The following is a 26,705-nucleotide window of genomic DNA, read 5'->3' as shown; positions in this document are numbered from 1 at the left end:
ACATGGCAAGAAACAACGACACGCGCGATCGGGTACTGGGCACCGCCGCCGATCTCTTCCAACGGCAGGGGTACTCCGGCACCGGCCTGAATCAGGTGCTGGCCGACAGCAACGCCCCCAAGGGGTCGCTCTACTTCCACTTCCCCGGCGGCAAGGAGCAACTCGCCGCCGAGGCGATCACCCGCTCCGGCGGCGAGGTCGGCGAACGCCTGGCCGCCGTGGTGAGGGCGGCGCGGGGCCCTCGGGACGCGCTCGCCGGGATCGCCGCGCTGTTCGCCGACAACCTCACCACGACGGACTTCCACAGCGGCTGCCCGATCGCCACGGTCGCGCTGGAGGCGTCGGCCGACAGCGAACCGATCCGGGCCTCGTGCGATCAGGCGTACGCGTCCTGGCTGGCCGGCCTCTCCCGCGCGTTGGGTCACTGGGGCGTCGCCGAACCGGAGACCGAGCCGCTGGCCACGCTGATCCTGTCCGCCCTCCAGGGCGCGATCCTGCTCGCCAAGGTGCGTCGCGACGGCACCGTCCTGCACACGCTCGGCGAGCAACTGGGCGCCCTGGTCGAGCAGTCGATCGACGCCGCGTAGAGCCGCGCGCACCGGCCCCTGCCCGTGGCAACACCACACCCGACGAGAGCGAGTGCATCCACCATGCGCGTACATCACCTCAACTGCGGCTCCATGGTCGAGATCGACCCCGCCGACGGCCCGGACAGTCCGCTGCTCCCGGCCCGCGCGGTCTGCCACTGCCTGCTCGTGGAGACCGACTCGGCCGGCCTCGTCCTGGTGGAGACCGGCCTGGGCACCAACGACGTGCTGCATCCGGACGAATACCTCGGCGCGGATTGGGTCGGCTACGCCGCGCCCGTGCTGGACCTGCACGAGACCGCCCTGCACCAGGTCCGCCGGCTCGGGTACGACCCCTTGGACGTGCGGCACATCGTGCTCACCCATCTCGACCGCGACCACGCGGGCGGCCTGGCCGACTTCCCGCACGCCACCGTGCACGTGCACAAGGCCGAACACGCGGCGGGCATCGCCGGGGACGCCGACCGCTACCGCGTCGCGCAACTCGCGCACGGCCCGCGATGGGCGACCTATGCCGGTGAACAGGGCGACCCCTGGTTCGGCTTCGACGCGGTTCGCCGACTCGACGGGCTGCCCGAGGAGATCCTGCTGGTCCCGCTCGGCGGCCACACCGAGGGCCACAGCGCGGTCGCCCTGGACATCGGCGACCGCTGGCTGCTGCACGCCGGCGACGCGTACTTCTACCACGGCGAGGTCGACCCGGACGCTCCCCGATCGCACCCGCTGATGGACGTCGTGCAACTCGCCGGGGAGGTGGACCGCCCGTTGCGCCTGGGCAACCACGCCCGCCTGCGCGAACTCGCCCGCCTGCACGGCGACGAGGTCGAGGTCTTCTCCGCGCACGACCCCTGGGAGTTCCAGCGCTACGTCCCTGCCGAGCCGGGTGCCGCCGGCCCGGACGTCCTCGGCCCGGACGTCCTCGGCCCGGACAGCACCGGGGCGAACCCGGCCGGGGCGAGCCGCGATTGAGGCCGCGGCCGCCGAGGCCGACCTGTCAAGGCCGGACCCCGTCGACACCGACCGACCGACCGAAGCCGGGCCCGGTCAGGCCCGACCGGCGTTCGAGCCCACCCCGGCGCCGGCCCCCGGGTACCGCGGCAGGATCTCCGCGGCCAGCGAGAGCGCGCCCCGCAGCGAGGCGTCCTGGAGGAAGCGCGCCGGCACCACGTCGGGCGGGAACGGCAGCGCCGCGCGCACCCGCGCGGCCAGCGCCGCAAGCACCCGAGGGGCGGAGTGCATCAGGCCGCCGGTGACCGCGATCCGTTCCACGTCCAGCGTGATCGCCACGTTGGCGACGTGTACAGCCAGTTCGTCCAGTGCCTCGTCGACGAGTGCGCGCACGCGTGGATCCGGATCGGCGAACAGCGCGGCGGCGTCCACCTCGCGGCCGAGGAGTTCACCGCCGCGCGTGGCCAACCCGATGCCGGAGGTGTACTCCTCCAGGGGTGCGCGTCCCACGCCGAATCCGGTGTCGGCGCGCCCGCGCAGCAGGTAGCCGATCTCGCCGGCCGCCCCGTTCGCGCCGGTCACCACCCGCCCGCCGAGCACGATCGCCGCGGCGATCCCGGTGCCGACGGTGAGCAGGATCGCCGGATCCGCGCCGCGCAGCGCGCCCCAGCGCGATTCCGCCAGCGCGGCGGCCTTGGCGTCGTTGCCGACCGCGACCCGCTCCGGGGCCAGGCCCAGGCCCTCGCTCAACGTGCCCGCCAGGGCCAGGTCCTGCCAGCCGGGCACGTTGGGCGCGAGCAGGATGCGGTCGGGCAGCACGATGCCGGGACTGACCGCGCCGACCACCGAGCAGTGTGCTCCCGTGGCCGCGGCCGTCCGCGCGACGAGTTCGCGAGCCGCCTCGATCGCGCGCCGGACCGCCTGGACCGCGCCCTCGCGGGCGTCGGTGATCAGCCGGTCCCTCGCCAACACCGTGCCGTCGGGACGCGCGGTGGCCAACGCGATCTTGGTGCCGCCGAAGTCGATCCCGCAGACGAAGGCCGCGCCCGTCCCCGCGCCGGAGCGGGCGTTCGCTCGCTCCGGCGCGGGAACGGTGCCGGGGGTACCGGGAGTGTCGGGAGTACCCGCGGACCGGTCTCGGTGGAGCGCCGTCATGCGGGCTCCGCGACGTTGCCGGCACCGACGACGTCCGTGCCGGCCTCGGCGTCCGTCCGGTTCAGGTAGCGCTCGTCGATCTCCCGAGGGCCGAACGGCCAGGTGCGTTCCACCTTGGCCCACACCACGAACGCGGCGCAGCCCAGCGCCACCCAGGCCAGCGCCCACTCGATCGGATGCCGACCGGGCGAGTTCTTGTCGGCGTAGCAGAAGATCGCGATCCAGCCGACCAGCGAGACCAGAGCCGGCACCGGGTACAGCCACATCCGGTACGGGCGGTCCAGGCCGGGTTGCCGGCGACGCAGCACGATCAGCGCGGCGACCTGGGAGACCGCCTGGACGATCACCATCACCGCGGTGAGCAGCACGATGATCGTGTTGAAGTCGGTGTGATTGCCGATCAGGAAGCCGGCCGCGGTCACCACGCCCATGGTGAGCAGTCCCACCGTCGGGAAGCGGTGGCGCGGGTGCAGTCGGGCGAACTGTTTGAAGAACACCCGGTCGCGGGCCGCGTCGTAGGGCACCCGCGAGCCACCGAGCAGGCCGGCGAACACGGACGCGAACGCCGTGATCAGGATCAGTACGGTCACCGTCTGCGCGGCACCCTTGCCCCACGCCTTCTCCAGAACCAGCGAACCGATCGAGGAGGAGCCGGAGATGGTGTCGGTGTCGGTGACTCCGAGCACGCCGATCTGCATGATCAGGTAGATCGCCATGATGCCGAGGATGGAGTAGACGATCGAGCGCGGCAGCACCCGGCCGGGAGTCTTGATCTCGGCGCCGAGGTAGGCGGTGGTGTTGTAGCCGAGGTAGTCGTAGATGCCGATGTTGAGGCCGCCGACGAAGGCGAGCCAGAAGCCGGTGGTGCCCAGGTCGAACGCGCCGTCGGGGTAGGTGAAGGCCAGGTCGGCGTCGAAGTTCGTGTAGCACGCGATGATCACCGCGCCGACGCTGATCAGCATCACCACCCACATGACGCTGCTCAACAGGCCGATCGACTCGATCCTGCGCCACAGCAGCAGGACCACCAGGATCACCACGCCGACGCCGACGAGATCCCCCTCGGTCTGCGACATCGAGGGCCACAGGTATTGCAGGTACTGCACCATGCCCAGCACGCCGGTGGACATGATCAGCGGGATGAACAGGATCGCGGTCCACACGAACAGGAACGGCATCAGCCGGCCGGTGCGGTATTGGAACGCCTCGCGCAGGTAGATGTAGGTGCCGCCGGCGCCGGGCATCGCCGCGCCGAGTTCGGCCCAGATCAGGCCGTCGGCGAGGGCGAGCAGGGCGCCGGCGAGGAAGCCGAGGATGGCTTGCGGACCGCCGAAAGTGCCGACCATCAGCGGGATGGTGACGAAGGGTCCGATGCCGCACATCTGACTCATGTTGATCGCGGTCGCCTGGAACAGGCCGATCCGGCGGACGAATCCGCCCTCGGGCGTGGTCGCTCTTGGGCCGGCGCTCACCGTGAACCTCCAGAACAGGGGAGGCCCCCGGAGGGACACCGAGGGCTGGAACGGGCGTGCGGAGGAGGGAACTTCGTGGTGCGACCCGGCGCGTGGCGCCACCGGTTTGTAAAGTAAAATTCCTTAACTAATCTTCGTCAAGGGTGAGCCCGGATCCGGCCCACGTCTTTGCCCTTCCATGGCCGTTACAGTGGCGCGATCACCTCGACACCACTGACGGAGAGCCGATGACCTCAGGTGGGATCCCACCGGAAAACGACCCACCCGCCGTGGCGCACTGGAACCGGGGCGTGCTGCGCAGCATCAACGAGCGCGTACTCCTCGACCGGGTACGCGCCGCCGCGCCCATCTCGCGCGCCCAACTCGCCCGCGACACGGGCCTGTCCAAGCCCACCGTGTCCACCGCGCTGGAGGCACTGGAGCGCGCGGGGCTGGTCCGCGCGGTGGGACTGGAGACCGGCGCGCGCGGTCGGGCCGCGCTGCTGTACGAGCCCGATCCGACCGCGGGCTATGTCGTGGGCATCGACGTCGGGCGGTCCTGGATCCGGGTCGCGGTCGCCGATCTGGACGGCCGGTTGCTGGCCCGGCAGGACCGGCACAACCGGGCCCGCACGTCGGCGACCATGCTGGCCACCGCCACCGACCTGGCCCGGACCGTGGTGGCCGACGCGGGCCTGGCACCGACCGCCGTGGTCCACACCGTGATCGGCTGTCCGGGCGTGTACGACCGTGCGGCCGACCGGATCCGCTACGCGGTCAATCTGCCCGGGTGGGGTCGCCCGGGACTGCGCGGGCGGATGGAGACCGCGCTGGGCACCACGGTGGACATCGTCAACGACGCCAACCTCGCCGCGCTGGGCGAGTACCACAGCGGGGCCGGCGTGGGCTGTCCGCTGTTCGTGTACGTCACCGTCGGGACCGGTCTGGGCATGGGCATCGTCGCCGACGGACGGCTGTTCCCCGGAGCCTCCGGCGCGGCCGGCGAGATCGGCTTCCTGCCGCTGTCACCGCGTCCCTCGGACCGGGTCGGGCACGGGGCGAGCGCGCCGGTGCCGCGTCGCGGGATGTTGGAGGACGCGGTGTCGGCCGACGCCGTGGTACGCGGCGCGCGGGCGCTGGGGATGACCGGACCGCTCACCGCGAAGGGCGTGTTCGACGCGGCCCGGCGCGGGGTGGAGCCGGCCGCGGGAGCGGTGCGGCACGAGGCGCAGCGGCTCGCGCACGTGGTGGCCGCGGTCACCGCGGTGCTCGATCCCGAACTCGTGGTGCTGGGCGGCGGGATCGGCGCCAACGCCGATCTGTTGCTGGCCCCGATGACCGCCGAACTGCACGAGTTGACGCCACTGCGGCCCAGGGTGACGGCGAGCGGCCTGGGCGAGGAGGCGGTGCTGCTGGGCGCGGTGGCCACGGCGGTCTCCACGGCCCGCGACCGGGTGTTCGCGCACCACACGATGGCGCAGGGCTGAGCGGGCCGCGAAGCTCGGGGCCCACCACGGCGTCCCGCGTGGGACCGAGCCGACGTCAGGCGCCTGCGTCGGTCCGGGCGGGTGTGGGTCGGCGTGCCACCTCGCCCAGCCGGCCGATCAGGGTGCGCAACACGCGTGTCTCGCCCGCGTCCACGCCGGTCTCGGCGAGGCGGGCGTGCAGCGCGGCCAGGACCGCGGCCCAGGTGCCGTCGGCACACCAACGCCGGTGTCGGGCGTACGCGGTACGCCACGGACCGAACCTGCCGGGCAGATCACGCCAACGGGTTCCGGTCCGGAAGCGGAACAGCACGCCGTCGACGACTTGGCGGTGCCCCCGCCACCGACCGCCCGGGCGGGTGCCGTCGGGCAGCAACGGGGCGAGCAACGCCCATTCCGCGTCCGCGAGTTCCCCCTGCTCGCCGACCACCGACAAGACGATCAGCCGGTCCGCGTCGGCCCCGGGGTGCGGCGCGTCGCCGAGCAGGTGGGCCCGCCCCCACGCGCCGAGCGGGCGCAGCGCCTCGTTCAGCGACGCCCCGAGCGGGGTGAGCGAGTACTCGACGCGCAAGGGCAGTTCGTCGTATTCCTCGCGGTGCACGATGGCGTCCCGCTCCAGCTCGCGCAGATGCGACGCGAGTACCTTCTCGGTGATTCCGGGTACCAGCCTGCGCAGTTCGCCGAACCGGCAGGCGTGTTCGTCCAGGGCCCACAGGATCAGCACCTTCCACTTGCCGCCGACCACGTCCATCGCCGCGTCGGTGCCGCAGACGTACGCTCCCGGCCTGCGTGCGCTCGCCATGTCGCTCCCTTCGCCCGTGCGCCCGGGTCCGCCGGCGCACGCACCCCGAAGTGCGTACTTGTTCGACTCGGCGGCTGCGACCAGCCTATTCGGCATGGAATCCAACCTCTCCCCGACCGATCCGCGCGGCACCGACACCGCCGGCCCGACCCCACTCGCCCTGCTCGGCCTCGGTGCCATGGGCGGCGCGTTGGCGCGCAGTTGGCTGGAGGCCGGGCATCCGCTGACCGTGTGGAACCGCACCCCGAGTCGGGCCGAACCGATGGTCGCCGCCGGGGCGACGCTCGCCGCAACCGCCGCCGAGGCGGTCGCCGCGGCCGATCTGGTGGTGGTCTGCCTGCTCGATCACGCCTCGGTGCGCGCAACGCTGGCCGGCGTCGACCCGGCCGGCAAGGACCTGGTCGACCTCACCACCGGCACGCCCGCCGAGGCCCGCGCCGGCGCCGCGTGGGCCGCCGAGCGCGGGGCCCGGTTCCTGGCCGGCGGGGTGCTGGCGATCCCGCCGATGATCGGCGTACCCGGCGCCGGCGGCTCGGTCCTGTACAGCGGTTCGCGGGAACTGTTCGCGGCGCACCGCGACACGCTGGCGGTACCGGCCGCGACCGGGTACGTGGGCGCCGACCCCGGCTTCGCCGCGCTGCACGACGTGGCCCTGCTCAGCGCGATGACCTCGATGTTCGCCGGCATCTCGCACGCCTTCGCGCTGATCCGCGGCGAGGACATCGCGCCGGGTGCGTTCGCCGCGCTGCTCACCGACTGGCTCGTGGCGATGGCACCGGCCGCACACCGCGCGGCGGCCCAACTGGAGAGCGGCGACTACCGCTCGGGGGTGGCCTCGACCCTGGCCATGCAGGTCGCGGGCGCGCCGACGCTGCTGCGCACCGCGGCCGAGCAGGGCGTCAGCACCGAACTGCTGCTCCCCTACCTGGCCCTGATGGAGCGCCGGCTGGCCGACGGGCACGGCGACGAGAGCACGACCGGGCTGATCGATCTGCTCACCGCCTGACCGATCCGGGCCGGGCGCCGCGCGGCCCGCCTGACCGCTCCGGGCCCGGCGCCGGGCGGCGCGGCGCGCGGGGGTCACCCGGCCTCGGGTCGGTCCGGGTCGGCGCCGGCCGAATATCGCCGCTCGGCGTCGATTTCGAGCACACCGCTCACGGTAGTTCGAGCTGCGGCGCGTGGTGCACGCTTGCTCCGTCCAGCGCGAGGTCCGCGCAGATCCGGCCGAACATCGGTGCGAACTTGAACGCCCAGCCCGCCGCCTGGACCACGACCCGTTCCCCGTTCGGCACCCGGGCGGGCAGCGGACCCAGGAAGAACTGCCGCTCCGGGTCGAGGGGGAGCGCGGCCAGGCACGTGCCGCGCCGTACGGGGTGCGGCGACAGGCCGGGCAGGTGGCTGCGCACCCAGTCGGCGGTGTTGCGGATCCTCCGGGCGTCCGGTACGGCCGTGGCGTGCTCGGCATCGGGCAACTCCCGTGCGGCGTCCGGGGCGACCCGGATCAGGTCGCTGCCGGTCCACGGGTTGTGACCGTAGCCGTGGCACGCACCGCCGTCGGTCAACGCCCCGAAGGCGTACCAGGTGGGGTAGTCGATGTCGTGGGTGCGCCGGGTGAAGTAGGCCGAACTCTGTTCGAACACACGCAGGTCCAGCGCACAGCCCAGGGGGCCCAGCAGATCGTTGGTGAACGGCCCCGAGGTCACGATCGCGCTGTCGCAGCGGTAGTCGGTCCGCTCGGTGCGGATCGTGACACCGGTGCCGTCGGGTTCGATGGCGAGGGCCGGTTCGTACTCGTGGATCCGCACGCCGGCGCCCAGGGCGAGGTGGATGAGGGTGTCCAGGGTGCCCTTGACGTCGATCACCCCGCCGTCGGCCTGGTGCAACCCCTGGTAGTCGCCGGGTAGTTCGGCGAGACCGAACCGGGTGCCGAGCTCGGCCGCGGACATCGTCTCGAAGGGGACGTCCAGGCTGGTCAACACCTCGGCGCCGGCGTGCATTTCGTCGAGAGCGCCGGCCTCGTCGGACCGGCCCAGCCACAGGCTTCCGGTCGGGTGCACCAGGGGGCGCCCGGCGGCGGCCTCCAGCCTGCGCCACAGCGGCACGGTGTCCAGGACCAGTCGGCTCCAGTGCTCCTGGGCGTACTGGATGCGCCACTGTCTCTCCAGTCCGGCCGAGCCGCCCCGGTCGTTGGACATTCCGAACCGATCGAGCACCAGCACCGATCGCCCTCGGGCGACGACCTCGACAGCGGACGCGAGACCGATCGCGCCGCCACCCACGACCACGACATCCGCGGTTTCCGACGGCCGAATCATCGACGACCTCCATTACCCAAAGTAATCGGATAGACACTTTAAGGGAGCGGTACCGGCGCAACAATCCCCGTCGCACCGCGAGTTCGCTCCCACACCGCCGCGGACGGACCGCGCGCACGACCGACATACCGGCGATTTCCGGCCGGCGCGAGCGCCGCGATCGAGGAACACCCGGTTGGTCTCCGGGCCCGGTCGGGCGGGTTCCGCTTGCTTCGAGGTCTGGACCAATATTCGATTTGGTATAGACCATTGACACCTTGTCGATGGCACTCCTAGCGTGGCCGACGCACGCCACGGGGGCGGACTTCGATCGGGTGACGTCAGGTCGTCCGACGCGCCGCCGTGCCGGGGCACGACGCCCGCGTCGGGCCCCGGAAACGGGATGACGGGACGGCCGTTCGGTCGGCGCCGCACGTCCCTGGGGCGATGCCGGCGAGGGGGTCGAGATGGACGACGAACGAACGCTTTCCCGGGCGCGGATCGAGCCGACCGGGCACCCGGAGCGGATCGCGTCGACCGCGTCCGCCCGCACATCCGGCCGGCCGCGCGCCGGGGTGTTGTCCTTCGGCCAGGAACGGCTGTGGTTCCTCGATCGGTTCGAGCCCGGCGACGCCGCCTACAACATCCCGTGGGTGCTGCGGCTCACCGGTCCGCTCCGGCCGGACGCGCTGCGCGCCGCGTTCGACGGCGTCGTCGCCCGACACGACGCGCTGCGCACCCGATTCCCCGACGATCAAGGCCGCCCGGTCGCGGTGATCGAACCCCCCGGCCCCGTGCCGATCGAGACCGTCGACCTGAGCGGCCCGGGCGCCGACCGGTCCCTGGACCGGGTACTCGCCGCGCGGGTCAACGCGGGCTTCGACCTCGCGCTCGCTCCACCGCTGCGGGTGACCCTGATCCGGCTCGGCGCGACCCGACACGTGCTGTGCGTGGTGCTGCACCACATCCTGGCCGACGGCTGGTCGCTCAACCTGCTCCGCCGCGAACTCGAACTGCGCTACAGCGCGCACCGCGACGGCGTGGACCCGGTGTTCGCGCCGCTGCCCTCCTACGCCGAGTACGCCGCCCGCCAGCGCGAGGCCGACCCGGACACCGACCGGGCGATCGACTACTGGCGCCGACAACTGGCCGACCTGCCCGCGCTCGAACTGCCGTCGGACCGACCGCGTACCGCCGACACCGGTTCCGCCGCCGACTTCCACACCCGCCGCGTCGCCGGCATCGGCCCGCTCCTGGACACCGTCGCCCGCACCCGACGGTGCACCCCGTTCATGATCCTGCTCGCCGGCTACCAGGCCCTGCTGCATCGCCACGGCGGGCAGCGCGACTTCGCCGTCGGCGCGCCGATCGCCGGACGCGGCGAGGTCGAACACGAGGAACCGATCGGCTACTTCTCCAACACCCTGGTCCTGCGCGCCGACCTGCGCGGCGAGCCGACCTTCGGCGAACTCCTGCGGCGCACCCGCAAGACGGCGCTCGGCGCCTACGGGCACGACCGCATCCCGTTCGAACAACTTCTCGCCGAACTGCGGGTGGACCGCGATCCGGCCGCCCCGGCGCCACTGTTCCAGACCCTGCTGACCGTGCACACCCAGGACCAGGACACCGGACCCGCGCACCGCTTCGCCGACCTGACCTCGGCGGAGGAGGACGGCGGGCATCGGGCCGCCAAGTTCGACCTCTCGCTGGACATCCGGCGCGACGGCGACGACTTGATCGCCGTGTTCGGCTACCGCACCGCGCTGTTCGACGCGTCGAGCGTGGCCGATCTTGCCGAGCGCCTGGAGATCCTGCTGCGCGGCGCGCTCGCCGACCCGGACACGCCCGTACACCTGCTGCCGCTGCTCACCGCACCGGACCGCACGCGGCTGCGCGAACTGCGCCCGCACCCCGCCCCGGCGAGCGGCCCCGTCGAGCCCGTCGAGCCGGTGCCCGCCGCCATCGCCCGTGTACCCGGCGACCGGATCGCCCTGCGCACCCCCGACGGGACCGTCACCTACCGCGAACTCGACCGGCGCGTACGCACATTGGCCACCCGACTGCGCGCCGTCGGCGTGCGCCCCGGTGCGCTGGTGGGCGTGCTGTGCCCGCGCGGCCCGGACGCGATCGTGGCCCTGCTCGCCGCGTGGCACGCGGGCGCGGCGTACCTCCCCATGGACCCCCGATACCCGGCCGCCCGGTTGGAGTTCATGCTCGCCGACAGCGGAACCCGGGTCGTGATCACGGACGGCGCGCACGCCGACGGGCTGCCGGAGGACGTGAGGGTCGTACGCATGGACGCCACGGACGGCGAGGCGCTCGCCGACCGGGCCGAGCACGCGCTCGCACCCACGCACACCACGACGTCCTCCGACCCGGCCGAGCACGCGACCGTCGCACCCACGCACACCGCGAACACCGGGACGCCCGCCGAGCCGGTCGAGATCGCACCGGAGCACCCCGCGTACGTGATCTACACTTCCGGCTCCACCGGTACGCCCAAGGGCGTCCTGGTCCCGCACGGCGCGCTCGCCACCCGGGTCCGGTGGATGCGGCGCGGCTATCACATCCGCGCCGACGACCGGGTGTTGCACAGCGCCTCGCTCAGCTTCGACACGCACGCCGAGGAGCTCTACCCGTGCCTGGCCGCCGGCGCCACCCTGGTGCTGCCCGACCCGGACGCCACGCTGCCCGACGTGCTCGCCGAGGGCGGCGCGAACGACGTGACCGTGCTCGACCTGCCCACGCCCTACTGGCACGAACTCGTCGAGACCGGCGCCGACACCATCGCCTGGCCGGCCGCGCTGCGCCTGCTCATCCTCGGCGCCGACCAGGTCCGGCCCGGCGCCGTGGCGACCTGGCGCGCCCGGTTCGGCGATCGGGTGCGCCTCGTCAACTCCTACGGGCCCACCGAGACCACGATCATCGCGACCACCGCGGACCTGGGCCCCGCGGACACCGACCGCCGGCCGCCGATCGGCACCCCCATCGGCGACACGCACCTGGTCGTCGCCGACCCGCACGGCAACCCGGTCCCGCCGGGCGTGGCCGGCGAACTGCTGATCGGCGGCGCCGGCGTCGCGCACGGCTACCTGGGCCGCCCCGCCGCCACCGCAGCCTGCTTCGGGCCCGACCCCGACGGGCCGCCCGGCGCCCGCCGCTACCGCACCGGCGACCGGGTCCGGCTGCGCCCGGACGGGCAGTTGGAGTTCCTCGGCCGACTGGACGCGCAGGTCAAGGTGCGCGGCCACCGGGTCGAGCCGGGCGAGGTGGAGGCCGCCCTGCTCGCCCGCCCCGGCGTGGTCCAGGCCGCGGTCGTCGCTCGCGAGCAGGCCCTGGTGGGCTATGTCGTCACCACCGCCGGCCTGTCCGTACCCGAACTGCGCGCCGACCTGGCCGGCCGGCTCCCCGCGCATCTGGTCCCCGACGCGCTGGTCCGGCTGGACCGGCTGCCACTGACCCCCAACGGCAAGCTCGACCACCGCGCGCTGCCCGCCCCCGACCGCCGCGCCGACCAGGCGCACGGCTACCTCGCACCGCGCACCGCCGCCGAGGAACTGGTCGCCGAGATCTGGATCGAGGTGCTCGGGCTGGACAAGGCGGGCGCCCTCGACGACTTCTTCGATCTCGGCGGCCACTCCCTGCTGGCCACCCGCGTGGTCGCCCGGATCGCCGCCACCGCAGACCTCACCGTGCCGCTGCGCACGCTGTTCACCCACCGCACCCTCGCCGGGTTCGCCGCGGCCGTCGAAGACCTCCTGGTCGCCGACCTGGAGGCCCTGGACGACGACACCGCCGAGCGGCTGCTCACCGGCGAGAGGAACCGTCCGCAGCCATGAGCACGGAATCCCCGACACGCGCGACCACGCTCTCCGCGACCAAACGCGAACTCCTGGAGCGGCGGCTGCGCAGACGCGCCGACTCCGGTCCGGTCATCCCGCGCCGCCCGGAAGGCACCGTCCCCCCGCTGTCCTACGCCCAGGAACGCCTCTGGTTCATGGAGCAGTTCGCGCCCGGAACGGTGGCCTACACGATTCCGATCGCGCGCCGCCTGCGCGGTGCGTTGCAGACCGACGCGCTCGGCCGGGCGCTGACCGACCTGGCCGCCCGGCACGAGACGCTGCGTTCGCGCTACGTGGTGGACGAGGACGGGCAGCCGCACCTGGACATCGCCGAGCCCGCGCCGGTCCCGCTCACCCGCGTCGAGGCGGCCGACGAGGAGCAGGCGCTCCTGCTGGTCACCGCCGCCATCGCGGTGCCGTTCGACCTGGCCGAGGGCCCGCTGTTCCGGGCCCTGCTGATCCGATTGGCGCCGCGGGACCACGTACTGCTGCTGACCGTGCACCACAGCGTCAGCGACGGCTGGTCCAGCGAGGTCATGATCCGCGACGTGCTCGCCGGCTACGCCGCGCACACCTCGGGCACCTCCGCACCGCTCGGCGAACCCGCGGTCTCCTACGGCGACTTCGCGATCTGGCAACGCGAGCGGCTGACCGGCGAGGCACTCGCGCGCGAGACCGCGTACTGGCGGACCGAACTGGCCGGCGTCGAACCGCTCGAACTGCCCACGCGCGGACCCAGACCGGCCCGACAGACCTTCGACGGTGCCGGATACGGATTCGAGGTCGATCGCGAACTGCTGGACCGGCTCGGCGCGCTGGCCCGCGAGCGCGGCGCGACGCTGTACATGGTGTTGCTCGCCGCCTTCCAACTCGTACTCGCCCGGCACAGCGGACAGCGCGCCTTCGCGGTCGGCTCCCCGGTCGCCGGTCGGCCGCACCCCGAGGTCGAGGACCTGGTCGGGATGTTCGTCAACGTGCTCGCGCTGCGCGCCCGCACCGACGGCGACCCGACCTTCGCCGAACTTCTGGACCGCACCCGGGAGACCTGCCTGGAGGCTTACGCACACCAGGAGTTGCCGTTCGCGCAGTTGGTCACCGAGCTGAACGTTGAGCGCGACGTGACCCGCTCACCGGTGTTCCAGGCGGTGCTGGCCGTACAGAACTACGCAACCGCGAACGCCGCCGAACCCGAACGCGCGCTCACCACCGAGCCGTTCGGCATTCAGGCCGGGGGCACCCGGTTCGACCTGGAACTGTTCCTGATGGAGTGGCCGGACGGGCTGCGCGGCGCGTTCAACTACAACACCGACCTGTTCGACGAGGCCGCCATCGCGCGCCTGGGCCGCCACCTGGGCCGGCTGCTCGCGGTGCTGGCCGACCGGCCGGACGTCCCGGTGTCCACCCTCGACGGCCTGGACCCGGACGAGCGCGAGTCGATGCTGACCCGGTGGAACGACACCACCGCGCCGGTGCCTGCCGACGCCACCCTGCCGAGCCTGATCGCCGCGCAGATCGCCCGCACCCCGCAGGCCGTCGCGGTCACACTGGACGGGCGCGCCTGGACCTATCGCGAACTCGACGCCGCCGCCGACCGGGTGGCGCACCGACTGCGGGCCGAGGGCGTGCGGGTCGGCGACCTGGTCGCGGTCAGCGCCGAGCGCTCCCCCGAGTTGGTGGCCGCCCTGCTCGGCGTGCTCCGGGTCGGCGCCGGGTACACCCCGCTGGACCCGGAATACCCGGCCGAGCGACTCGCGTTCATGCTCGCCGACTCGGGCGCCCGGGTACTGCTCACCCACCGACGCCTGCCGGTGCCCGCCGACTGCACCGCACGCGTGCTGCCCGTGGACGACCTCGCGGACTGGCCCGCCCCCGCGCCCGGCGAACTCGCCGACGTCGCGCCCGCGCCCGACGATGTCGCGTACCTGATCTACACCTCCGGCTCCACCGGCCGGCCCAAGGGCGTGCCGAACACCCATCGCGGCATCGTCAACCGCGTCACATGGATGCAGGACACCTACCGGCTCACCGCCGCCGACGCGGTGCTGCAGAAGACGCCGGCGAGCTTCGACGTGTCGGTGTGGGAGTTCTTCTGGCCGCTGACCACCGGCGCCCGCCTGGTCCTGGCCCGCCCCGGCGGCCACAAGGACGCCGCCTACCTGCGCGACGTGATCACCGAACAGGGCGTCACCCTGGCGCATTTCGTGCCCGCGATGTTGAGCGTGTTCCTGGCCGAGGAGAACGTCGAACGCTGCGCGTCCCTGCGGCGTGTGGTGTGCAGCGGCGAGGAACTGCCGCCGGACGCCGTGCGGACGTTCCGCGAGCGGCTGCCGGACTGCGCGCTGGCCAACCTGTACGGGCCCACCGAGGCCGCCGTCGACGTCACCGCGTGGGAGTGCGCGGGGCCGGTCACCACCGTGCCGATCGGGGCACCGATCCACAACACCCGGGTGTACGTGCTCGACGACGCGATGCGGCCCGCGCCACTGGGTACGCCCGGCGAGTTGTACCTGGGCGGGGTGCAGGTCGCGCTGGGCTACCACCGCCGCCCCGGGCTGACCGGCGAGCGGTTCGTGCCCGACCCCTTCGGCCCGCCCGGCGCCCGCCTGTATCGCACCGGCGACCTGGTCCGGTGGCGCCCGGACGGCACCCTCGGCTTCCTCGGCCGGCTCGACGGACAGGTCAAGTTGCGCGGGCTGCGGATCGAACTCGGCGAGATCGAGGTCGCGTTGCGGGCCCGGGACGGGATCGACGAGGCCGCGGTGGTGGTGCGCGAGGACACCCCCGGGGACAAGCGCATCACCGCCTACGTGGTCCCGGCCCACGATCCGGCCGAACCGGACGCCACCCGGTTCGAGACCGTCGAGACCGACGCCGGGTTCGACGCCGAGGCCGCGCGGGACGCGCTCAAGCGCATCCTGCCCGACTACATGGTGCCCGCCGCGTTCGTCGCGCTGCCCGCGCTGCCGCTCACTCCCAGCGGCAAGCTGGACCGCAAGGCGCTGCCGGCGCCGGCGGCCCGCCGCTCCAAGGGCGCCGCCGACGCACCGCCCACCACACCGGCCGAGCTGCTGTTCGCCGGGATCTGGTGCGATGTGCTCGCGCTGCCCGAGGTCGGCGTCGACGACGACTTCTTCGACCTGGGCGGCCACTCGCTGCTCGCCACCCAGGTGGTCGCGCGCGCCCGCCGGCAACTCCCGGAGATCGGCGGCCGGGCGGTCAGCGTGATGGACGTCTTCACGCACAAGACGATCCGCGAGATCGCCGCACTGTCCACCCTCTCCGAGGCCGAACGCGGCCCGGCCCGGCTGCTGTACCGGCTTGGCAACCCCGTACCGAACGGGCACCGCACCCTGTCCGTGGTCTGCGTGCCATACGGCGGGGGCAGTGCCGTGGTGTACCAACCGCTCGCCGACGCGCTGCCGGACACCCACGACCTGTGGTCGGTGGCGATCCCCGGACACGACGTCGGCGTCACCCAGGAGCGGCTCCCCTTCGACGAGCTCGCCACCGGGATCGTCGCCGAGATCCAGGAGCGGGTGGAGGGGCCGATCGCGCTGTACGGCCACTGCGGCGTCGGCAGCGCGCTGATCGTCGCGGTTGCTCGTCAACTAGAGGCGGCGGGACGCGAGTTGGACGCGGTTTACATCGGCGCACAGTTCCCCTTCGCGCGCCCGCGCAGCCGCGTGCTGAGCGCGCTGAGCAAGGTGGCCGCGCTCGAACCACTGCTCGGCGACCGGGTCTACGTCAACTGGCTGACCTCGATGGGCGCCGACATGGCGGACCTGGACGCCGACCAGATGAAGTTCATCATCGGCAACATGCGCCGGGACTCGGTGGCCGCCGAGGAGTACTTCACCGAGGCGCTGTCCGACGACCGGCCCCGACTGCGCGCCCCGATCGTGTCCGTGATGGGCGACCGCGACCCGGCCGCCGACTTCCACCAGGAACGCTTCCGCGAGTGGTGCGCCATCGCCGATCGGGTGGCGCTGGTGATGCTCGACGAGGCCGGCCACTTCTTCCTCAAGCACCGCGCGAACGACCTGGCCGAGGTGATCACCCGCGTGCATCCGGCGCTGATCGCCCAGGACACCGACGCGCTGCCCACCCGCGAGGCGGACGGGCCCTGGTGGTTCCACGGCGCCGCCGGACCACCCCGCGGGCCCGACCGGCCCAAGGACTCCGCCACGCGTGAACCCCAGCCCGGGATGGGCCGGTTCCTGCTGGTGGCGTTCAGCCAACTGGTGTCCATCACCGGCTCGGCGCTGACCGAGTTCGCGTTGCCGATCTGGATCTACCTGGAGACCGGCTCGATGGGCCGGTTCGCGCTGTACGCGGTCATCGGCATGCTGCCCGGAATCCTGATCGGACCCCTGGCCGGCGCCATCGTGGACCGGCTGGACCGACGCAAGGTGATGCTCGCCGGCGATGTGGCCGCCGGCGGCACCCAGGGCGCCCTGTTGCTGTTGCTGACCACGGGAAACCTGCACCCGTGGCACATCTACGTGTTGCTCGGCTCGTTGTCGATGGCACTCACCTTCCAGCGCCTGGCCTACGCCTCGGCGGTGCCGCAACTGGTGCCCAAGCAGTACCTCGGCCACGCCAACGGCATCGTGCAAATGGCGGGCGGGGTCGCCCAGTTCGTGGTGCCGCTGGTCGCCGTGGGGCTGATGGCCGGGATCGGCCTGCGCGGCATCCTGATCCTGGACGTGGTCAGCTACGCGGTCGCGATCACCATCATCACGTGCGTTCGGTTCCCGCGCACGCTGCCCTGGCGTCGACGCGAGTCGCTCACCGCCGAGATCAAACACGGCTTCACCTACTCCTGGCGACACCGGGGCTTTCGGGCCATGTTGTTGTGGTTCGCCGTACTGAACCTGTTCCTGTCCCCGCTGTTCCTACTGACCACGCCGCTGGTGTTGTCCTTCGACTCGCTCGGCGGCGCCGCACGCGTGTCGATGGCGGCCGGCGCCGGGGTGATCGTCGGCGGCATCACGATGGGCTTCTGGGGCGGCCCGCGCCGGCAACGACTGCGCGGCATGTTGTGGCTGGCGGCCGGGTTGGCCTGCGCGTCCGCGTTCACCGGGCTGCACGCGAGCCTGTGGGTGGTGGGGATCGGCGCGTTCGGGATGTCCTGCGCGCTGTCCCTGGTCAACGGCGTCTACACGACGATCGTCCAGGTCAAGGTGCCGCAACGCTTCCACGGCCGGGTGTTCGCGCTCAACACGCTCGTCGCGTGGTCCACCCTGCCGATCGGACACGGCATCATCGCCCCGCTGGGCGCCAGGCTGTTCGAGCCGTTGATGGCCGACGACGGACCGCTCGCCGGCTCCGTCGGCACCGTGATCGGGCATGGCGAGGGCCGCGGCATCGGTCTGCTGTACCTGGTGTTCGGCGCCGCGATGGTCGCGATGGTGGTGATCGGTCTACGCCTGCCGGTGCTGGCCCGATTCGACCGGGACGTGCCGGACGCGCCGCCCGACGACGAGGTCGGCATCCAGGAACGCGAACGCCGGCTCCGGGCCAAGGCCGCCGAATCCGCGCCCGCTCTCGCGGAGGTGTCGAGATGAGCACCAGCACCCGCCCGCGCCCGGTCCCGGCCGCGCGCCGGGCCCCGGAGAGCCTGTCCGCGCTGCTCGCCCACCGCGCCGAGCTGGAAGCGGAGCGCCCGGCGATCCTCAGCGGCCGGGAGAAGTTGACCTTCGGCTCCTGGCACGAACGCGCCGACGCGGTCGCCGCCGGGCTGAGCACCCGCGGCGTCGCCGCAGGCGACCGGGTCGCGCTGCTGTACGGCAACGGCGATTGGATCGACTACGCCACCGCCTACCTGGGCGTACAGCGGGCCGGCGCGATCGCGGTACCGATGTCGGATCGCCTCGCGCCCGCCGAGGTGCGACACCTGCTGCGACACAGCGGGGCCTCCGCCGTGCTGCACCGCGCGCAACTGACCCCGCCCGACGCCGGCACCGGAGCCTGGACCGCGCCGGTCGAGGACATCGAGACCTACCCCGGCAGCGAACTCCCGGCGCCCGCGCCCGGCGACCTCGCGCAGATCCTGTACACCTCCGGCACCACCGGCACCCCCAAGGGCGTGGCCGCCACCCACGCCAACCTCGCGCACGGCTGCACGCTGGACGCGCGGCGCCGCCCGCTGGGCCACTCGGCGCACTTCCTGCACGCCTTCCCGGTCGGCACCAACGCCGGGCAGACCATGCTGATCAACGCGCTGGACGCCAAGGCGACCGCGATCGCCGCACCGCGCTTCACCCCCGGCCACTTCGCCCGACTGATCGAACGGCACGCGGTGGGCAGCGTGTTCGTGGTCCCGGCGATGGCGATCGAGTTGCTCGGTACGGACGCCGTGCGGCGCTACGACCTCTCCGGGGTCCGCCTGCTCGGCTCCACCGCCGCCGCACTGCCGCAGAGCGTCGCGCTGGGTCTGTCGCGACTGTTCCCGCAGGCCCAGATCGTGAACTACTACACCTCCACCGAGGCAGCGCCCGCGCAGACCACGATGCTCTTCGACCCCGAACACCCCGACTCGCCCGGGCGACCCGCGTCGCTGCGCGACCTGCGGGTGACCGACGACGCGGGCCGGGTATTGCCGGTCGGCGAGACCGGCGAGGTGTGGCTGCGCTCGCCGACCACACCGCGCTCCTACTACGGCGAGGACAACGATCCCGCGGTCTTCTCCGGGCGTTGGGTGCGCATGGGCGACCTCGGCTACCTGGACGCGGACGGTTTCCTGTACCTGGTCGATCGCGAGCGGGACGTGATCAAGTCCGGCGCGTACAAAGTGTCCACGTTGCAGGTCGAGGACGCCCTGCACGAACACCCGGGGGTGATCGACGCCGCCGCCTTCGGCGTCCCGCATCCCGTGCTCGGGACGACCGTCGCGGCCGCGGTGGTGCCCCGGGGCGATCTGACCGCCACCGAGCTGCGGGTGTTCCTGATGGAGCGCCTCGCCGCACACGAACTTCCCGGACTCGTGCTGTTCCGGGAATCCCTGCCGCGCAACGAGGGCGGCAAGATCCTCAAGCGTGAGCTGCGCCGGCTCCTGGACGACGAGGTCCGACCATGACTGTGACGAACGATCAGATACCTCCGACCACCGAGGGCGAAGGCGCGCGAACCACCGCACCGCTCGCCGCATCCCTGCCCTTCGTGCCGCTTTCCGCCGCCCAGTTGGGCGTGTGGGTCACCGAGCGCACGCTGCCCGCCGAGTCCGCCTACCACCTCTCGGTACTGCTGCGCTTCGACGGCCCGCTGGACGTGGCCGCACTGGAAACGGCGTGCGCGGCCACCGTCGCCCGGTACCCGGTCCTGGCGTCGGCGGTCGGCGAGGCCGACGGCACGCCCGGTCTGGTGCCTGCCACGCCCGCGCCGATGCGGCGCGCGCCCGCCGACGACGCCACGATCGACGCGCTGATCCGCGCCGAACTCGCCGCGCCCTTCGACCTGTACGCCGGACCGCTCGCGCGCTTCACGCTGTTCTCCCTCGCCCCCGACCGGCACACGCTGGTGGTGATCGCGCATCACGTGGTCTTCGACGGGACGTCCAAGGAAATCGTGGTGGCGGGCCTGGCCCGGGCCTATCGCGCGGCCCGGGACGGCACGGCCGCGGCCGGCACGGCGGTCGACGCACGCGCGCTCGCGGAAACGATCGAGGCCGCCGGCGCGGCGCCGACCGGACCCGAGACGGACTCCACCGCCGTGTGGGCCCGGCACCGCGAGGAGCCGGGCCGGGCCGTGCTGCCCGGCCTGCTGCCCACCACCCGCACGGGCTGCGAACCCGCGCCCGGCGTCACGGTGCCGTTCACCCTGGGGCCCCGATCGGTCGCCGCGCTGGAGGAGGCCGCGCTACGGCTCCGCGTCACCCACTTCGAACTGCTGCTCGCGGCCTGGCACGCGCTGCTGTTCCGCTACGGCAACCCACGCGTGCGCACCGCGGTGGAACTGTCCACCCGTGCCCCGGCCGACATCCGCCGGGTGGGTCTGTTCGTGAACGAACTCCCGGTCTCCTCACGACCGGGCGCCGAGCAGGAATTCGGCGCGTTCGCCCGCGAACTGCGCGCGGAACTGCGCGCCCTGTACGCCTTCCGGGACGTGCCCTACAGCCACACCGTGCGCGGGCTCGGCCCCAGGACCGCGTTGACCGAGCTGACCGTCAGCTACCGGCGGCGCACCCGCGCGATCGAACCGGTCTTCCCCGGCGTCGAGGTGCGGGTCGAGTGGATCGTGCTGCCGCCGACCGCGCGCAACACCGCGCATCTGCAACTGGTCGAGGGCCGCGATCGCATCGACGGCGCGCTGCACGTCCCCACCGACGCGTTCGCGCCGGGCGTGGCCGCGCGCATCCCCGGTCACTTCACCACCCTGCTCACCACCGCGCTGGCCGACCCCGAGTTGCCGATCGGCGACCTGCCGCTGCTGCCCGAGGGCGAACTGGTCCGCGTCCTGCACGCGGACAACGCCACCGACACGCCCTACCCGGCCCGGGACACCGTCGTCGACCTGTTCGCCGCACGGGCCTCGGCCGCCCCGGACACGGTCGCCGTGGTGTGCGCGGGACGGTTCCTGACCTACCGTCAGGTGGCCTCGGCCGCCTACGTGTTCGCCGACCGGCTGCGCGCTGCGGGGATCGGCGCGGGCGACCTGGTCGGCATCGAACTGCCGCGCACCGGCGAACAGGTCGCCGCCGTGCTCGGCGTGCTCGCCGCCGGCGCCGCCTACCTGCCGCTGGACCCCGGCTACCCCGCCGAACGGCTCGCCTTCATCCGCACCGACGCGCGCGTGGCGGCGCTCGTCACCGAAGACGGCGCGCGACCGGCCGGTACCCCCTCCGACGTCCCGACGCTGACCGGGCCCGATCTGTACGGCCCCGACCGGTTCGGCCCCGAACCCGGCAGCCCGGTCGAACCGCCGACCCGCCCCGAACCGGGCGACCCCGCCTACGTCATCTACACCTCCGGCTCCACCGGCCGGCCCAAGGGCGTCGAGGTCCCGCACCACGCCCTGGCCAACCTGCTGGCGACCATGCGCGACCGGCTCGGCGCCACCTCCGCGGACCGCTGGCTCGGACTGACCTCGCTGTCCTTCGACATCTCCACCGTCGAACTGCTGCTGCCGCTGATCACCGGCGCGCGCGTGGTGCTGGTGGCCGACGACCGACACCGCGACGGCCCCGCGCAACTGGCCCTGCTGGAGCGCTACGCGATCACCCACGTGCAGGCCACGCCCAGCGGCTGGCGGGTGCTGCTCGCGGCCGGGCTGCACCGCCCCGGGCTGACCGCGATCACCGGCGGCGAGGCGCTGCCCGCCCCGCTGGCCACCGAACTGCGGGGTGTGGTGGGCCGGTTGATCAACGTCTACGGCCCCACCGAGACCACGGTGTGGTCCACCTACGCCGAGTCGGCCGGTGACGCGCCGCCCGGAATCGGCCTCCCGTTGGCCAACACCCGCGCGTACGTGCTCGACGCCCGGCTGCATCCGGTCCCCGAGGGTCTGGCGGGCGAGCTGTTCCTCGGTGGCTACGGCGTCGCGCACGGCTACTTGGGCCGCCCCGGGCTGACCGCCGAGCGGTTCGTGGCCGACCCCTTCGGGCCGCCCGGCAGCCGGCTCTACCGCACCGGCGACCTGGTCCGCCACGCGCCCGGCGGCGGACTGGACTACGTCGGGCGCACGGACGCCCAGGTCAAATTGCGCGGGCACCGGATCGAACTGGGCGAGATCGAGACCCTGCTCGCCGCGCACCCGGACATCGCCCAAGCCGCGGTCCGGCTGCTGGACGCGGACGGCGAACACGCCCGCCTGGTCGGCTACGTGGTGCCCGAGCCCGGCCGTCCCCCGGTGGCGTCGGACCGGTTGCGCACCCACCTCGCCCATACCCTGCCGCCCGCGATGGTGCCCAACACCTTCCTCGTGCTGGACGCCTTCCCGCTCACCCCGAACGGCAAGCTCGACCGCGCCCGGCTGCCCGAGCCGGTCCTGGCCCGGCCCGAGCCGATCGACCCCGCCGATCCCGCGGGCACCCCGGGCGCGCCCGCCGACGAGGTCACCGAAACCGTCCGGGCGATCTGGGCCGAGGTGCTGCGCCTGGACGACATCGGCGTGGACGAGGACCTGTTCGACCTCGGCGGCCACTCGCTGACCATCACCCGGATCGCCGCGCGCATCCGCAAGCGGCTCGGCGTCGAGGTCCCGCTCGACGTCTTCTTCGACACCCCGACCGTCACCGGCGTCACGGACGCCATCCGCGAACTCCAGGAGCAGCAGCGATGAGCACCGACACCGCAAGCCCCGAGGGCCAGTACCGCGTGGTCGTCAACGACGAGGAGCAGCACTCGCTGTGGCCGCTGCGCACCGATCCGCCGGCCGGGTGGGTGCCCACCGGATTCGTCGGCACCCGTGAGGAGTGCTCGGCGCACATCGACCGGGTCTGGCCGGACATCCGCCCGCTGAGCCTGCGCCGGCGCCTGGCCGGGGACGCGGCGTGAGCGCGGGGGCGCTGCGCGAGCGGGTGGCCGCGCTGATCGCCGAGGTCAGCGGCGGCGAGGTCAGCGCGCGCGAAGTGCTGGACAACGAGGGCTCGTTGACCGCGGCGGGGGTCAGCTCGCTGACCTTCCTGCGGCTGATCGACGCGCTGGAGGGCGAGTTCGACGTGTTCTTCGACCTGGACGCGGACCTCGACTTCGTCGAGGACTTGGACACTCTGGTGGAGCGATTGGCCCGAAACGGCGCGGCGGTGGGTGATGGTTGACACCGGCGCGCCGAGATCCCGGGTCGCGGGCGGGGATCCGGTCGCGAGCGCCGATCGGGTGTCGGCGCCGTTCGCGGTCGCGGCCGACGGCCCGGTCGAGGCGCCGCTGACGTGGGGTCAGCGGGCGATCTGGCAGGCCATCCGGCGGACCGCACCCAGCGACCACTACTTCAACATGACCCGGGTACTCCCGATCGCCGATCGTGGTCGACCGGTGGACGTCGCCCGGGCGAGTGCCGCGCTGGGTCGGTTGATGGAGCGGCACGACGCGTTGCGGACCCGGCTGGTGGCCACCGACGGCGAACCCCGGCAGGTGCGGCACCCGGTGGGCGCGCTGTCCGTGGAGGTGATCGAGGCGGCGCTGCTGGAGGACGCCGACACCGTCGCGGCGGCCGTGGCCGAGCGGCTGGGGGCGACCCGCTTCGACTACTTCGGCGCCTGGCCGATCCGGGTCGGTCTGATCGTGCACGACGGCCGAGTGCGCTATGTGGCGCTCGCGCTGTGCCATGTGGCGACCGACGGGCACGGCGTCGAGGTGCTGGTGCGCGACCTGCGGCTGCTGATCCGGCGCGGTTCGGCCGGCGGCCCGACCTCGGCCGGACCGCTGGACCTGGCCCACGAACAGTCCTCGACGATCGGCCTGCGCCGCGGCGAATCGGCGCTGGCGCACTGGGAGACGCACTACCGGCGGATCGCGCCGACGGTGTTCGCCGACGTGATCGCCGAACCCGCCGCGCCGCGCTTTCGCACCGTGCGCCTGGTGTCCGCGGCGCTGGCCAGGGCCACCGACGCGGTCGCGGTGCGCCATCGGATCAGCCCATCCGCCGTACTGCTCGCGGGCGCCGCCGTGTTGGCCGCGCGCGCGGGCGGGCGGGACACCGCGGTGATGTTGCCGATCGTGGCCAACCGGTTCCGCGCGGACAGCCGCGACCTGGTCGCCACCCTGTCCCAGGAGGGCCTGTTCGTCCTGGACCTGGACCCGGCCGCGCGCTTCACCGACCTGTTGCCCGCCGCGTGGCAGGCCTCGCTGCGCGCGTACCGCAGCGCCGGCTACGACCCGGACCGGTGGAACGAGCTGATGCATCGGATCGCGGCCGAACGCGGGACCCCGATCCGGCCGTTCTGCTGTTTCAACGACATGCGCCTGGTGGATCGGCCGCCCGCGGCCGGACCCGCGCCCACCACCGCCGAACTGGACGCGGCGCGCACCCACAGCCGGGTCGAACCGGCCGGCGGCCACGAGTTCATCGCGTGCCGGTACTGCATGCACGTGGTCGCCGAGGGCGACGCGCTGGTGGTCAGCGTCACCGGGGACACGGCGTACCTGCCGGTGCACGCGCTGGAGGCGCATCTGGTGGCGCTGGAGGACCTGTTGGTCCGCGCGGCGGGTGGGCGGGAGCTGCCGATCGGCGCGTTGACCGGCTTCGCGGAGCGTGTGGCGGAGCCGGTCGCATGAGCATCCTGGCGTACGCCGGCGCGACGTCCGTGGTCGCGGGCGGCCGGCTGCGCTTCCACCTCGCCCGCACCGACGGGGGCGAGGTCCGCGGCGAGGTCACCGTCGTGGACGCGACCACCGAGCGGGTGCTCGCGCACGCCCGGGTCGACGGTGGAATGTGGGAGTTGGAGATCCCGGACGACTGGCCCAGCTCGCTCTATCGGGCCGTGTTCGACGACGGCACCCCGCTCGCCGGTGTCGAACCCCTGGACCACGAGGCCTGGTTCGTGGTGCGCGCGGCGCGGCCGGGGGCGGGCGCGCCGATCCTGGTGTCGGTGCCGTTCGCCACCTGGCAGGCGTACAACCGCTCCGGCGTGCCCGGGCAGGGCCTGTACTACGCCGAACAGCCGGACCGCGCCGCACGGGTCGGCTTCGACCGGCCCGGCGGCGGACCACCGCCGGAACGCTGGGAGGAGGGACTGCTGCGCTGGCTGCGCGCGACCGGCCGGCCGGTCGAGTTCTGCTCCGGCCTGGACCTGCATGGCGGCGACGAATTGCTCTCCCACTACCGGCTGTTGGTGATCAACGGGCACGACGAGTACTGGTCGCGGGAACAGCGGGACACCGTCGAGGACTTCGTCCGCGGCGGCGGCAACCTGGCGATCTTCGCCGGGAACACGGCGTGGTGGCAGATGCGCCTGGAGGACGGCGGCCGCACCATGGTGTGCCATCGCGACGCGGTCGCCGACCCGATGTCGGCGATCGATCCCGAGCGGGTCACCGTCGAGTGGTCCAGCGCGCCGGTCAACCGGCCGGAGAACACCATGACCGGCCTCAGCTTCCGACGCGGCGCGGGCGCGTGGGGCGAGGGCATGAAGGTGATCCGGGAGGAGGCCTACATCGCCCGGTTCACCGACCACTGGGTCTTCGCGGGCACCGGGCTGGCCGACGGCGACAAGTTCGCCCAGGGCGCGCTGGGCTACGAGACGGACGCGGCCGAACTGGACTGGAGCCGCGGCGTCCCGCGGGCCACCGGGCGGGACGGCACTCCACCGACCTTCGTCGTGCTGGCCACCGCCGACCTGCGGCACTGGGCCCGCTACGGGCAGGGCGGCGACGCGGTGATGGGCACCTTCCGGCTGGGCGCGGGCACGGTGTTCAACGCCGGCACCATCAACTGGGGCAGTGCGCTGGCCGATCCGGTGGTGGACCGGGTCACCCGCAACGTGCTCGACCGACTGGCCGCCGACCGGCAACCACAGTGGGAGGTGATCGGGCCCACCGGCGACATCCGCGCCCTCGCGGCCTGCGAGGACGTGCTGTTCGGGGTGGACACCGAAGGCGCGCTGGTCTGCCGCGAGGTCAGCGGGCAGAACCTGCCGTGGCGCGCGATCGGCATCGCCGGATCGGTGGTGGCGCTGGCCGCGGCGCGCGAGGCGTCCGGCCCGTTGCCGTTGGTGCTGTACGCGGTCACGGCCGACGGTCGGCTGTTGCGCCGCGCCCCGGTCACCCGGCCGGCGCCGTGGACCCCGGTCGCCCGCCTGCCCGCCGACACGATCGCGCTCGCGCTGTGCGACGGCGGCCTGTTCGCGGTATCCGCCGACGACACACTGCACCACGTGTCCGCCGCCGAGTTGCCCACCGACCCGGACGTCCGGGCCCCGTGGCGCGCGCTCGGCTCGGCGGGCGGCGCGATCGCGCTCACCGCGATGAACGGACGGCTGTACGCGGCCGATCGGAACGGCCGACTGGCCACCAGGCCGCCGGTGACCGGCGGCGCCGGGTTCGCCCCCTTGGCCGGGGAGCCGGCGGAACCGGGCACGGTCCGGGCGTTGACCGGTCATGCGGGGAGCTTGATCGCCACCGCGCCGGGAGCTCGGGTGCGACGTCGGGCCGCGGTACCGGTGCCGGCGGCTGCGCCCGGGCCCGCGCCCGGGTGAAGGAGGTGGGC

General features: G+C 73.3%; 15 protein-coding genes and 2 pseudogenes. 12 read left to right on the top strand and 5 right to left on the bottom strand.

Going from position 1 to position 26,705, the window contains the following annotated elements; all coding sequences use genetic code 11:
- Positions 1-2 precede the first annotated feature (2 nt).
- Both ACIBSV_RS03165 and ACIBSV_RS03160 read left to right on the top strand, forming a co-directional pair.
- Positions 3-587 (top strand): TetR/AcrR family transcriptional regulator, encoded by a 585-nt coding sequence (locus ACIBSV_RS03165; protein ID WP_395859166.1) that lies wholly within the window; start codon positions 3-5, stop codon positions 585-587.
- Positions 588-650: 63 nt separating this feature from the next.
- Positions 651-1,556: an MBL fold metallo-hydrolase gene (locus ACIBSV_RS03160; RefSeq protein WP_395859165.1), complete on the top strand. Its 906-nt coding sequence runs from the start codon at positions 651-653 to the stop codon at positions 1,554-1,556.
- Between the two features lie 75 nt (positions 1,557-1,631).
- On the opposite strand, the gene ACIBSV_RS03155 is transcribed toward ACIBSV_RS03160, so the two are convergent.
- Positions 1,632-2,690, bottom strand: a complete 1,059-nt coding sequence (locus ACIBSV_RS03155; protein WP_395859164.1) for an ROK family protein — start codon at positions 2,688-2,690, stop codon at positions 1,632-1,634.
- Entirely contained in the window at positions 2,687-4,162 is a 1,476-nt protein-coding gene (locus ACIBSV_RS03150) for an APC family permease (protein ID WP_395859163.1), read from the bottom strand. The genes ACIBSV_RS03155 and ACIBSV_RS03150 overlap by 4 nt, the downstream gene beginning before the upstream one ends.
- A 227-nt stretch (positions 4,163-4,389) precedes the next feature.
- On the opposite strand from ACIBSV_RS03150, the gene ACIBSV_RS03145 reads away from it, so the two are divergent.
- A complete protein-coding gene (locus tag ACIBSV_RS03145) occupies positions 4,390-5,628 on the top strand; it encodes an ROK family protein (RefSeq protein WP_395859162.1) in 1,239 nt (412 codons plus the stop codon).
- A 55-nt stretch (positions 5,629-5,683) separates the two neighbouring features.
- Here ACIBSV_RS03145 and ACIBSV_RS03140 read toward each other — a convergent pair.
- Together ACIBSV_RS03140 and ACIBSV_RS03135 are read right to left on the bottom strand one after the other, a co-directional pair.
- Positions 5,684-6,022: pseudogene (locus tag ACIBSV_RS03140) on the bottom strand (transposase); the annotation flags it as partial.
- A gap of 54 nt (positions 6,023-6,076) precedes the next feature.
- A pseudogene (locus ACIBSV_RS03135) lies at positions 6,077-6,427 on the bottom strand (winged helix-turn-helix transcriptional regulator); the annotation flags it as partial.
- Between the two features lie 94 nt (positions 6,428-6,521).
- On the opposite strand from ACIBSV_RS03135, the gene ACIBSV_RS03130 reads away from it, so the two are divergent.
- Positions 6,522-7,433 (top strand): NAD(P)-binding domain-containing protein, encoded by a 912-nt coding sequence (locus ACIBSV_RS03130; protein ID WP_395859161.1) that lies wholly within the window; start codon positions 6,522-6,524, stop codon positions 7,431-7,433.
- A 148-nt stretch (positions 7,434-7,581) separates the two neighbouring features.
- Here the strand turns inward: ACIBSV_RS03130 and ACIBSV_RS03125 are convergent, their stop codons facing one another.
- Positions 7,582-8,742: an FAD-dependent oxidoreductase gene (locus tag ACIBSV_RS03125; RefSeq protein WP_395859160.1), complete on the bottom strand. Its 1,161-nt coding sequence runs from the start codon at positions 8,740-8,742 to the stop codon at positions 7,582-7,584.
- A gap of 446 nt (positions 8,743-9,188) precedes the next feature.
- Between ACIBSV_RS03125 and ACIBSV_RS03120 the strand changes: the two genes are divergently transcribed.
- Genes ACIBSV_RS03120 through ACIBSV_RS03085 form a run of 8 tightly spaced genes read left to right on the top strand, consistent with a single transcriptional unit; the run spans position 9,189 to position 26,694 of the window.
- On the top strand, positions 9,189-12,560 hold the full coding sequence (locus ACIBSV_RS03120) for an amino acid adenylation domain-containing protein (RefSeq protein ID WP_395859159.1): 3,372 nt from the start codon (positions 9,189-9,191) through the stop codon (positions 12,558-12,560).
- Positions 12,557-18,130, top strand: a complete 5,574-nt coding sequence (locus tag ACIBSV_RS03115) for an amino acid adenylation domain-containing protein (protein WP_395859158.1) — start codon at positions 12,557-12,559, stop codon at positions 18,128-18,130. Before ACIBSV_RS03120 ends, ACIBSV_RS03115 begins: the two co-directional genes overlap by 4 nt.
- A complete protein-coding gene (locus tag ACIBSV_RS03110) occupies positions 18,127-19,641 on the top strand; it encodes an AMP-binding protein (RefSeq protein WP_395859157.1) in 1,515 nt (504 codons plus the stop codon). The genes ACIBSV_RS03115 and ACIBSV_RS03110 overlap by 4 nt, the downstream gene beginning before the upstream one ends.
- Complete coding sequence (locus tag ACIBSV_RS03105; protein ID WP_395859156.1) at positions 19,638-22,841, top strand: amino acid adenylation domain-containing protein; 3,204 nt, start codon at positions 19,638-19,640, stop codon at positions 22,839-22,841. The genes ACIBSV_RS03110 and ACIBSV_RS03105 overlap by 4 nt, the downstream gene beginning before the upstream one ends.
- Positions 22,838-23,056 (top strand): MbtH family protein, encoded by a 219-nt coding sequence (locus ACIBSV_RS03100; RefSeq protein WP_395859155.1) that lies wholly within the window; start codon positions 22,838-22,840, stop codon positions 23,054-23,056. The genes ACIBSV_RS03105 and ACIBSV_RS03100 overlap by 4 nt, the downstream gene beginning before the upstream one ends.
- Positions 23,053-23,319: a phosphopantetheine-binding protein gene (locus ACIBSV_RS03095; protein ID WP_395859154.1), complete on the top strand. Its 267-nt coding sequence runs from the start codon at positions 23,053-23,055 to the stop codon at positions 23,317-23,319. The genes ACIBSV_RS03100 and ACIBSV_RS03095 overlap by 4 nt, the downstream gene beginning before the upstream one ends.
- Complete coding sequence (locus ACIBSV_RS03090) at positions 23,312-24,775, top strand: condensation domain-containing protein (RefSeq protein ID WP_395859153.1); 1,464 nt, start codon at positions 23,312-23,314, stop codon at positions 24,773-24,775. Before ACIBSV_RS03095 ends, ACIBSV_RS03090 begins: the two co-directional genes overlap by 8 nt.
- Entirely contained in the window at positions 24,772-26,694 is a 1,923-nt protein-coding gene (locus ACIBSV_RS03085; protein ID WP_395859152.1) for a N,N-dimethylformamidase beta subunit family domain-containing protein, read from the top strand. Before ACIBSV_RS03090 ends, ACIBSV_RS03085 begins: the two co-directional genes overlap by 4 nt.
- Positions 26,695-26,705 lie beyond the last annotated feature (11 nt).

This window comes from Embleya sp. NPDC050154 (genome assembly GCF_044460165.1).
Taxonomy (GTDB): domain Bacteria; phylum Actinomycetota; class Actinomycetes; order Streptomycetales; family Streptomycetaceae; genus Embleya.
This window is presented reverse-complemented; position numbering and strand designations above follow the sequence as displayed.